6 protein-coding genes are annotated in these 5,873 nt (G+C 66.0%); 5 read left to right on the forward strand and 1 reads right to left on the reverse strand.

The genetic code is table 11. The annotated features are described in order from the left end of the window. Positions 1–76: 76 nt before the first annotated feature. Genes prfA through P2Q66_RS20695 form a run of 4 tightly spaced genes read left to right on the forward strand, consistent with a single transcriptional unit; the run spans position 77 to position 3,617 of the window. A complete protein-coding gene (prfA, locus tag P2Q66_RS20680; RefSeq protein WP_079597664.1) occupies positions 77–1,150 on the forward strand; it encodes a peptide chain release factor 1 in 1,074 nt (357 codons plus the stop codon). Between the two features lie 8 nt (positions 1,151–1,158). After that, positions 1,159–2,031 (forward strand): peptide chain release factor N(5)-glutamine methyltransferase, encoded by an 873-nt coding sequence (gene prmC / locus P2Q66_RS20685; protein ID WP_079597665.1) that lies wholly within the window; start codon positions 1,159–1,161, stop codon positions 2,029–2,031. 12 nt (positions 2,032–2,043) lie between these two features. Further along, positions 2,044–2,859: an L-threonylcarbamoyladenylate synthase gene (locus P2Q66_RS20690; RefSeq protein ID WP_275731179.1), complete on the forward strand. Its 816-nt coding sequence runs from the start codon at positions 2,044–2,046 to the stop codon at positions 2,857–2,859. Further along, positions 2,859–3,617 (forward strand): WecB/TagA/CpsF family glycosyltransferase, encoded by a 759-nt coding sequence (locus tag P2Q66_RS20695; protein WP_079597667.1) that lies wholly within the window; start codon positions 2,859–2,861, stop codon positions 3,615–3,617. Before P2Q66_RS20690 ends, P2Q66_RS20695 begins: the two co-directional genes overlap by 1 nt. 21 nt (positions 3,618–3,638) lie before the next feature. Here the strand turns inward: P2Q66_RS20695 and P2Q66_RS20700 are convergent, their stop codons facing one another. Beyond that, complete coding sequence (locus P2Q66_RS20700; protein WP_275731181.1) at positions 3,639–4,535, reverse strand: glycosyltransferase; 897 nt, start codon at positions 4,533–4,535, stop codon at positions 3,639–3,641. Between the two features lie 286 nt (positions 4,536–4,821). On the opposite strand from P2Q66_RS20700, the gene P2Q66_RS20705 reads away from it, so the two are divergent. Further along, positions 4,822–5,873, forward strand: a 1,052-nt coding sequence (locus tag P2Q66_RS20705) for an MraY family glycosyltransferase (RefSeq protein WP_275731183.1), incomplete at its 3' end; no start/stop codon positions are given.

The raw sequence follows: 5,873 nt of genomic DNA on the forward strand, positions 1-5,873 counted from the left end.
TGCGGGGCTCGCTCACCGTGGCGCGCCGCTTCTTGTGCCTGATTTAAACTGGGCACAGAACGAAAGGTTTTGAAAAATGTTTGAGTCCGTACAGGGCCTGCTTGATGAGCATGATTCCATCCAGGCGCAGCTGGGGGATCCTGCTGTTTATGCTGACCAGCGGCTTGCCCGGAAGCTGGGGCGGCGGTCGGCTCAGCTCAATGGCATTGTTGAGGCCTATCACAAGTGGGAAGCACTGCGCGATGACCTCGCTGCGGCCAAGGAGATGGCTGACGAGGATCCTGAGTTCGCTGCCGAGGTTCCTGAGCTTGAAGCTTCGCTGGAGGCCGCTGCCGCCAAGCTCCGGCGCCTGCTGATTCCGCGCGATCCGGATGATGCCCGCAACGTGATCCTTGAGGTCAAGGGCGGTGAAGGCGGCGATGAGGCCGCGCTGTTCGCCGGTGACCTCCTGCGCATGTACACCCGCTACGCGGAATCACGTGGCTGGAAGACCGAAATCATCTCCGCCACCGAGTCGGATCTCGGCGGTTACAAGGATGTCCAGGTGGCCGTCAAGGGCAGCTCGAACGATCCTGCTGAGGGCGTCTATGCGCGGCTCAAGTTCGAGGGCGGCGTCCACCGTGTGCAGCGCGTCCCGGTGACGGAGTCGCAGGGCCGCATCCACACGTCCGCGGCCGGTGTGCTGGTCCTGCCGGAGGTGGATGAGCCCGAAGAGCTCGAAATCAACCAGAACGACCTGAAAATCGACGTCTACCGGTCGTCCGGTCCGGGCGGGCAGTCCGTGAACACCACCGACTCCGCCGTCCGCATCACCCACCTGCCCACGGGCATCGTGGTGGCCATGCAGAACGAAAAGTCGCAGCTGCAGAACCGCGAGGCCGGCATGCGCGTCCTGCGGGCCCGCATCCTCGCGCACCAGCAGGAGCAGATCGACGCCGAGAACTCGGCCCAGCGGAAGTCCCAGATCCGCACCATGGACCGCTCCGAGCGCATCCGCACCTACAACTACCCGGAAAACCGCATCGCGGACCACCGCACGGGCTACAAGGCGTACAACCTGGACCAGGTCATGAACGGTGACCTGGAGCCCGTCATCCAGTCCGCCATCGAGATGGACGAACAGGCACGCCTGGACGCCATCGGCGACTAGCCCGACGGATGACCATCGGGCCAGGCCAGTCCCTCGCTGCCGCGATCAGTGAGGCCACTGCCATCCTTCGGGACGCCGGCGTGCCCAGTCCGCGCGTTGACGCCGAGCTCCTCGCCGACCATCTCCTGAAGGTCGGCCTGGGGCGGCTGCGCGCCATGATGCTGGGTGATTCCCCGGCTCCCGAGGGGTACGCCGACCTGGTGGCGGAGCGTGCCGGCCGGATACCCCTGCAGCACATCACCGGAGTGGCGCATTTCCGCTACCTGGAGCTGGCGGTAGGGCCGGGCGTGTTCATTCCCCGGCCTGAGACGGAATCGGTGGTCCAGCTGGTCATCGACCATGTCAAGGGCATCCCGTCACCCAGGATCGTCGATCTGGGAACCGGGTCTGGTGCAATCGCCGGCTCCATCGCGCATGAAGTGCCCGGAGCCGAGGTGCACGCCGTCGAATTCAGCCCCTTCGCCCACGCCTGGGCGGCGAAAAACCTCGCCCCCTTGGGCGTCCATCTCGTGCTGGGGGACCTGCGCAACGCACTGCCGGAGCTCAACGGAACGTTCGACGTCGTGGTTTCAAACCCGCCGTACATCCCTGCCGAGGCCATTCCCAACGAGCCCGAAGTTGCGCTTCATGATCCGCCGGAGGCTCTGTACGGCGGGGGAGCGGACGGCATGGAACTTCCGACGGCGGCAGCGGCCTCCGCTGCCCGGCTGCTGCGCCCGGGAGGCTACTTCGTCATGGAACATGCGGAGGTCCAGGCCGGCTGGATCGCGGCCATGATGGGCCGCGCAGGGAAGTGGAGCAGGATTACGACGCACCTGGACCTCAACGGCAAGGAGCGCGCCACCAGCGCCGTGCTCGCGGATCCAGACCTTACGGAATGAAAGAATAGGCCAGTGACCACAACCTATAACTGCAGTACGGACGATCAGCGCGCCCTGGGACTGGAGCACGCCCAGCGCGCCATCAGCGAGAAAAAGTGCGTGGTGTTCCCGACGGATACGGTCTACGGGATCGCTGCCGACGCGTTCTCGCCGCAGGCTGTCACCATGCTCCTGGTATCCAAGGGGCGCAGCCGCACCATGCCCCCGCCGGTGCTGATCCCGCGCATCAACGCCCTGGACGGACTGGCCACGGACGTCCCCGCGGACGCCCGGAAGCTTGCCGAAGCGTTCTGGCCAGGCGGTCTGACCCTGATCCTGCATGCCCAGCCGTCACTGGACTGGGACCTCGGTGAAACCAAGGGAACCGTTGCGCTGCGGATGCCCGCCGACGATATCGCCCAGGAGTTGTTGACCCTCACCGGGCCGCTGGCTGTGTCCTCCGCCAACCGTACGGGGCAGGCTCCTGCGCAGACCGCCGCAGCCGCCCGGGAGCAGTTGGCCGACTCCGTGGAGGTCTACCTTGAGGGCGGTTTCCGGCCCGCCGAAGGCGAAGCCGCAGTGCCTTCAACGATCGTGGACGCCACCGGGCCCCGGCTGCGGGTGGTGCGCAACGGCGCCGTAAGCCTTGACCAGCTGCGCGAGCATGTTCCCGGTGTGCTGGGGCTCGGGGAGATTCCCATGGCCGAGGAGGAACCGGCGGAGGAAGAACCGGTAGTTGCGGAACCGGCGTCCGTACCCGCCCCGAAAGCGTCGGGCGCCTCCGGTTCATCCGTGGTGGAGCCGGCGACGCCCGACTCCGGCACGCCGGCCGGGAATCCGCAGCCTTGATGACTTTGGAGCGCCAGCAGATTCCGGTACTGGAGGTCGACGCCACCCCGCTGCGGGTTCCCGAGCTGGTGGAGGAACTCAGCCGCTACATCCAGGACGGATCCACCCGGACCGTCCTTGGCCACAACCTGCACAGCGTCACCCTCACGCTGTCCGACGACGGCTTCCGGAACCTGTACGAGCGCAGCGACGTGGTGCTCCTTGACGGCGCCCCCGTGCTCTGGCTGTGGGGGAGGACCGGCAACGCCGAAGGCCCCGTCATGGATTACCGGCTGGGTTCGACGGACTGGCTTCCGGCACTGGACCAGGTGCGGGGCCTGGAGCGGATCGCCGTGGTGGGCGCCGGCGCGGAAGCCAACGCAGGAGCGGTCAGCAGGCTGCAGGCAATAGTCCCCGGCGCGCGTGTCACTGGTTTCCCGGGTGCAGGCTGGGACGCGGAGCTGGAGGAAGCAGCAGTTGCATGGCTCCACCGTGAGCAGCCGCAGCTGGTCCTGCTGGGCCTGGGTATGCCGCTGCAGGAGGAAGTCCTCCAGCGCAGGCTCCGTTCGTTGCCGCCCGCCGTCTACTGTGCCGTGGGCGGCGCCATCGAGCAGTTGGCAGGAATCCAGAAACTCGCCCCCCGCTGGCTGGGCCGGCTTGGGCTGGAGTGGGCCTGGCGGCTGCTCCTGCATCCCAAGCGGGTGGCGTACCGCGTGTTCGGCGAGCCGTGGGTCCTGCTGTGGCTCCTTGCCGCCCGGCGGCTGAAGCGCCGGGCGTGACGCCGGAACTGTAGTCCGGAGCTAGAACTTCTGGTCCTCTAGCGGCGCAAAGCCCTTGCCCCGAAGGCCCTTGCTGAACGATGCGGCCCAGCCAAGGAACCCGGCAAGGTCGCGGCGCTGGAGGAAGTAGCCCAGGTAGCCGCCGACGTCGGCCACCAGCGAGCGGACCCGGAAATAACGGCGGATCAGGTAGCCGCGGTTCCGGTAGTAGTAGTACCGCTTGAAGGCGGATTCCGGAACAATGACGTGCCAGCGGGCTCCGAAGACATGCTGCGTCTCTGAAAATGCATGCGGGTGGGTGATGGCCGTGGTTGTCACCGTTCCGAACCGGATCCCGGCCTTGCGCAGCCGGATGGTGAAATCCACTTCGTCACCGCGGATGAAGAGGCGCATGTCGGGCAGCCCCACCTTGAAGAAAACATCGGAGCGGATCAGGGCGCCGTTGAAAAAGTGCCCGTCATTCGGCAGGAAGCCTCGTTTCTCCACCTCTGCACGGTCGTGGGTGACCTTGCCGTCCAGGCGGAAGAAAAAGGACAGCCGGTCCGGATGGCCAGGCGCTGTCACCAGCGGGACCACTGCCTCAAGGTTGCGTGCCTCAGCTTCGCGCAGCAGTGTGGCGAGGCATTCGGGATCAGCCGGCTCGGCATCGTCGTCCATCATCCAGATCCACCGCGCGCCGCTTGCCACTGCCTTCAGTGCGGCGAGGGCGAATCCACCCGCCCCGCCGAGGTTGGCTTCCGAGCGGACGTAGTCAACATTGGCGTGTCCTGCGGCGACGTCCATGGCCGGGACGGTGCCGCTGTCCACCAGGCAGATTGTGTCCACCGCGGCGGTCTGGGCGTTGATGGAATCCAGCAGCACGGCCAGTTCCCTGGGCCGGTCGAAGGTGACGGCGGCGACTGCAATGCGGGGTGTCATGGGGGTCCTTTCAGCATGGCTGTCAGGGATTTCCCCGCTCGTAATGCGCCCGTGTGGCGCGAAGCCATGAAGCCGGTGGCGCTAGTATCTTTGACTAGAGTCCACTGTAATACAGCCCTGTAAGGCACCGCGTCCACGTAAAAACGCACTGCCTGCTGCGCGCTCGGCGACGGAGAAGTTTCATTTATCGAAGAACAGATTCCCGGCCCGTGAGCCCACCCACCACCAGGCAAAGGCCAACGCCGGTGCCCTGCTTCACCACCACACCTGAAATGACCAGCACCCCATGATCATGTACATGCTCATGGGCCTGACGGCCGCCGTCGTGTCCTACGCCGCCACCTGGGCCGCCCGCGTGGTGGGCCACCGGCTCGAGCTGCACCTGCCCATCCGCAGCCGCGACATGCACTCCACTCCTGTTTCCCGGCTCGGCGGCGTGGCCATCTTCCTCGGCATCATGACGGCGCTGATCGTGGCAAGCCAGTCCTTCTTCGTCAAAGACATCTACCGCAACAACTTCTCGCCGTGGGGCGTCCTCGCGGGAGCGGCCGTGATCGTCCTGGTCGGCGTGGCGGATGACCTGCTGGACATCCGGTGGTGGGTCAAGCTCATCGGCCAAAGCGCAGCCGCCCTGACCGTAGCGGTCTGGGGAGTCCAGATGACCATCGTGCCCTGGGTGCCGGAGCCCATCTACCTGGAGAACGAAACAATCCGGGTAGTACTGACAGCCGGGCTGATCGTCACCACCATGAACGCGTTCAACTTCATCGACGGTCTGGATGGCCTGGCCGCCGGAGTGGCCATCATCGGCGGCACCGCTTTCTTCTTCACGGCCTACTGGGTCCACCGGAACGCAGTACTGCTGGACTACTCGGACCTTGCCACCCTCATCACGGCGGTCCTCGTGGGAAGCTGCCTGGGCTTCCTGCCCCACAACTGGTTTCCCTCGAAGATCTTCATGGGGGACTCCGGCGCCATGCTGATCGGGCTGCTGATGGCATCCGCCGGTGTTGTCTCCACCGGCCAGATCACCTCCGGGCTCTACGACCGGGTCAACGGTATCTCCACCGTGATTCCCATCCTGTTGCCGTTTGCCGTGCTCTTCCTGCCGCTGCTGGACCTGGGCCTTGCGGTGGTGCGCAGGACTGCCCGCGGCCGGTCGCCGTGGTCCGCGGACCGGGGCCACCTGCACCACAAGCTCCTGGACATCGGCTACTCGCACCGGACCGCCGTCATCCTGATGTACCTCTGGACCGGCGTCCTGTCCTTCGGCGGCCTCGCGTTCGCCATCTTTCCCTGGCAGATCGTCCTCTCGGTGGACCTGTTCGCCACGCTGGT

This window comes from Arthrobacter sp. Cr_A7 (assembly GCF_029222765.1).
Classification (GTDB): Bacteria; Actinomycetota; Actinomycetes; order Actinomycetales; family Micrococcaceae; genus Arthrobacter.